This is a genomic window from Thermodesulfovibrionales bacterium (assembly GCA_035686305.1).
In the GTDB taxonomy this organism is placed as follows: Bacteria; Nitrospirota; Thermodesulfovibrionia; order Thermodesulfovibrionales; family UBA9159; genus DASRZP01.
In genome coordinates this window covers 1-4,620 of the sequence record DASRZP010000086.1, presented here as the reverse complement: position 1 = coordinate 4,620, position 4,620 = coordinate 1, and the positions used below count along the sequence as shown (strand labels likewise).

The 4,620-nt window shown below is 52.2% G+C and carries 4 protein-coding genes; 2 read left to right on the top strand and 2 right to left on the bottom strand.

Going from position 1 to position 4,620, the window contains the following annotated elements; all coding sequences use genetic code 11:
• Positions 1-1,313, bottom strand: a 1,313-nt coding sequence (locus tag VFG09_10035; GenBank protein HET6515486.1) for a PAS domain S-box protein, incomplete at its 3' end; no start/stop codon positions are given.
• A gap of 384 nt (positions 1,314-1,697) precedes the next feature.
• On the opposite strand from VFG09_10035, the gene VFG09_10030 reads away from it, so the two are divergent.
• A complete protein-coding gene (locus tag VFG09_10030; GenBank protein HET6515485.1) occupies positions 1,698-3,434 on the top strand; it encodes an aldehyde ferredoxin oxidoreductase C-terminal domain-containing protein in 1,737 nt (578 codons plus the stop codon).
• A gap of 114 nt (positions 3,435-3,548) precedes the next feature.
• Positions 3,549-4,190: a hypothetical protein gene (locus tag VFG09_10025; protein HET6515484.1), complete on the top strand. Its 642-nt coding sequence runs from the start codon at positions 3,549-3,551 to the stop codon at positions 4,188-4,190.
• Here VFG09_10025 and VFG09_10020 read toward each other — a convergent pair.
• The coding region (locus VFG09_10020) for a MoaD/ThiS family protein (protein ID HET6515483.1) at positions 4,174-4,620 on the bottom strand (447 nt) is incomplete at its 5' end. The two genes, VFG09_10025 and VFG09_10020, sit on opposite strands and share 17 nt — an antisense overlap.

Here is a 4,620-nt window from a genome sequence, read left to right as displayed (position 1 = left end):
CCATGGGTGAAGGAAGCGTCGGAATGTTGGCGGATATAGGTTTCGACTCTCGTCCAGTATCCTTTATCATCACGTATCCTCTTGCACCACGCACAGATCGGGATTAAGCCCTTCAAGGTCTTAATGTTGGCGAGGGCATCTTTAAGCTGAGAGATGAGATCTTCCTTTTCCTCTTCGGTAATCTTCCGTTCACTGATATCCTCAATCATGCCTACGGAATAGAGTACCTTTCCCTCCGGGTCGCGGATCGTGGTAGCCGTAAAATTGATCCAGAGTATCTCTCCGTTCTTCTTGACGTAACGCTTTTCCACCTGGAAAAGGGGGATCTTCCCCTTCTGTTCCTTTTTCGTGAGTTTCGCACTCTTTTCTACGTCTTCAGAATAGGTGATGTCTTCGATACTGTGTCCGATAAGCTCTTCTTCGGTATATCCCATCATCTTGCAGATTTCCCTGTTTGCTCTGAGAACCCTGTGGTTCAGATCGGCAATAATGATGCCGAGGGGGCAGTCTTCAAAGATCCTGCGAAAGCGCTCCTCACTTTCCCGCAGCTTCTCTTCCATCTCCTTCCGCCGGGTAATGTCTCTGACCGCTTCGATGCCTGCTACGATGGTTCCCGTTGAATCCCTGAGAGGCGCCCCCTTGATTTCGAGATGTATGACCCCGTCATCTCGGAGCACGCTCTTTTCTGCTGTATGGGTCTTTCCATCCCGGAGAGCCGCGACCAAAGGGCAGTCTTCGCAGATGTCGTCTCTCCGAGTATATGCCACGTAGCAAAATTTGCCTGACTTGTCTCCTCCCACGATATCTCTGTGGGCCTGATTTTGATACAACACCTTGAAGGTCTTGTCCTGAATGCTGATTCCGTCACCTATGGCCATGATTATGGCCTCTGACTTTGCCCTTTCGTCTTCGGCCCGTTTATTGGCCTCACGCAATAATTCTTCGGCTTTCTTGCGCTCCGTGACATCCCGGGAATTTACGACAATGCCGGCAATGAAAGGGTTGTCAAGTTGATTGCTGCCTGTGGCCTCGATCACCCTCCATGACCCGTTTCTGTGCCTGAAGCGGAACTCTGCGGAGAGAACGGAATTACGGTTCTCGACGATCTCTGACAAGGCGTCCCTTGCCCTTGCTCCATCATCGGGATGTATCATGTCAAAGGCATTCCTCCCCAGGAGCTCATCCAGGCTATAGCCCAGTAAACGATAAACCGATGGGCTCTCATAGAGAATTGTGCCATCAGTGCTGAGAATTGTTATGACATCCAAGGAGTTCTCGATGAGGGCGTGGAAGAATTCTTTGTCCTTATGCACGGGGAGTCAGGAACCCTATGTAGTATCGTCTCATGTGCACCATGATCCTCCTTTCATCTGTCACCGATTTCTCTCCCTGTCTCATTCCGGTAACGACCGACTACATAGTAACATGATGTTGGCAGTCAAACAAGTAAATTATCATTCTATAAGCAAGACTTATGCCCGCCCAATATCCCGCACCGGGACATTCCCGCCGAGAACCCTGAGATGACCCTGTCTCTCAGGACTTGAAATAAATGCGTTTCCTCACCATTCAGCGAACAATGTGACATGGTCGGTACAATGAGCAAGCCCTCTGGAGAAGTTTTTCATTTGACAAATATGTTCCATTGATCTATATTTTGACTATCACCTGTAATAAATTGATAAATGGAGGTAGCTATGGATAAGATCCTCAGAATTGACATGGGCGCAGAGGGTGGCCCCAGAGCAACAGAAGCAGCTCTTGGAGATTATGCCGGTTTCGGCGGCAGGGCCATGACCTCTGCAATCGTTTCTAAGGAGGTGCCGCCTCTGTGTCACCCGTTGGGCGCGGAGAACAAACTGGTTATCGCTCCGGGCATGCTGAGCGGAACAATAGCCTCTATGTCAGGGCGTATATCCATTGGTTGCAAGAGCCCCCTTACTGGGGGGATCAAGGAGGCAAATTCCGGAGGACAGGCCGCCCAGGTCCTTGCCAGGCTTGGATACGCAGCGATAGTCCTTGAGGGGAAGCCGAAGGACGACACCCTTTACAAGGTATTCATAAATAAGGACGGAGTGACGATAACTCCCGACAATAGCCTCAGAATGCTTCCCAACTATGACCTTGTGGAGAAGATGAAGGCTGCTCACGGTGATAAGATTGCGTGCATATCCATCGGCCCTGCCGGCGAGATGAAGATGAGCGCTGCGTCCATAGCGTGCACGGACATGGAGATGAGGCCGACACGCCATGCAGGTCGGGGAGGGGTCGGCGCTGTCATGGGCTCCAAAGGGGTGAAAGTCATTGTCCTCGATGACACCGGAATGAAGATGAGGCCGCCGAAAGACCCGGAAAAGTTCAAGGAGGCGAATAAGAGATTTGTTGAAGGCCTCAGGAGGCATCCGGTAACCGGTCAGGGACTGCCTGCTTACGGCACGAATGTTCTGACGAACATCCTGAATGAAGTCGGAGGATATCCGACCTATAACTTCAAACAGGGCCGGTTTGATGGAGCAGGGAAGATCAGCGGAGAGACACAGGCTGAAGTCGAGGCTAAGCGGGGAGGGTTGCCTACCCACGGTTGTCACCGTGGATGCGTTATCCAGTGTTCAGGCGTTTACCATGATAAGGACGGTCACTACCTGACAAAACAGCCTGAGTATGAGACCGTCTGGGCCCACGGCGGAAACTGCGGCATTGATGATCTTGACGCTATTGCCATGCTTGACTTCCTCGATGATAACTACGGCCTCGATACCATCGAAATGGGAGCCACCATCGCTGTTGCCATGGAAGCAGGACTGGCGAAATTCGGAGACGCTCAAGCGGCTATTAATCTGGTAAAGGAGGTCGGAAAGGGGAGCCATCTGGGGAGGATCCTCGGTAATGGCGCCGCGTTGACGGCAAAGGCCTTTGGTGTGGAGAGGGCTCCTGTTGTGAAAGGTCAGGCCATGCCTGCCTATGACCCCCGTGCGGTACAAGGCATTGGCGTTACGTACGCAACGAGCCCCATGGGAGCCGACCACACCGCGGGATATGCTGTCGCGCAGAATGTCTTGAAGGTCGGGGGAGATGTGAACGCGCTAAAACCTGAAGGACAGATCGAGCTTTCGAGGAACCTCCAGATCGCCACTGCAGCCATTGACTCCACGGGGATGTGCCTCTTCATAGCGTTTGCGATCCTTGATCAGCCCGATACCTTCCAGGCGCTCCTTGATCTGCTGAACTCCTTTTACGGCCTGAATCTGACGGCAGATGGCGTAACGGAGCTCGGAAAGAAAGTGCTCACCTTTGAGCGTGACTTCAATGCCAGGGCAGGTTTTACTGCCCAGCAGGACAGGCTTCCCAGCTACTTTAAGACGGAGAAGTTTTCACCTCACGGTGTTACCTTCGGTGTGAAAGACGAAGATCTGGATAAGGTCTTCAATTGGTGACCGAAACCGACGGTGCCTTATTCATAAGGGGAGACTCCTTGGGTCTCCCCTTTCTCTTGCCTGCTGACGGACTCTCCATAGGCGTTGTCGGGTGGAAAAGGAGTATCCTCTGAGATGAGCTGCGTCTGTGGATCGGATATTCGAGGTGATGCCTATCCGCGCCTTTCCTTTGTCATAGACGAGAGCCATATCTCGCACTTCTTCCTGTTATTGCAGCGTGGGGTCATGGTCAGTGCCCGCGCAGGATCGAGTATCAGGAGTTTTCTTCAGGAAGAGATCGGGTTAAGCTCACAGTCGGTAGAAAGGATACAGTCAGTTTTTCTTGACGGAAGACCCGTTGATGACCTGGATTCTGCAATCATTAAGGACGGATCATGCCTGGCCCTTTCCGCAGCAGTGCCGGGGCTTGTCGGAGCGACACTCAGGAGAGGGGGGGTATATTCGTCTTTCCGAAGTACGATTACCTACAGGGAAACGGGCAGTCAAGGTGGTTCGGGAAAGGGCTATATCCGGGTGAAGCTTTTTAACCTTTTGATGAAGGATTTGGGATCGGCTTTCCTGAGGAGGGGCGTCGTTGTATCGTTCTCTGAATTGAGGGACTTTCTGGAGGGACGGTCTTCAGATTTCTGGCAGGGATGCAAAGAGATCTTTTTCGAGGGCAAACCCGCCGGGAGCAATTCGTTCGGGGATATCACGTGGCTGGCCCACCATGAGCGGGTCGTTCTCTCGGTCGATGTTCTCAGAGGAGATCGATAAACGAGCTCTCTCGGCGGCCGCCGGCAATGGGGGGAAAGAGGGCTATCTCATCACCCTCTGTCAGGAGGTACGTGAGTTGGCGGTGTTCGCCGTTGACGATCCTGAGGAGGGGGATTGTCTCAGGCAGTTTCAAGAGCTTTATGGCATCGAGGAGCGTCGCATTTTCCGGAAGTTCTGCAAGCTGTTCCTCTGGACCATAGTTCCGCAACGTTGCGAAGAGCTTTATCTTTACCTTCATAGGGATAGTATAGCAAAGCCCTTGGGGGTTTTCGGATTGCCCCTTGAGAACGTCCTTGACCGCAAAGGATGTCGGAGTATGATTTCCCTCATAATCTCTTTTCGTCGAGCCTGATAGAATGTGTAATGAGATGACTGTTAACGGCGTGGATCGGCCATTGGAAGAAGGATCAGTCAAGAAGGAGAGAGCACG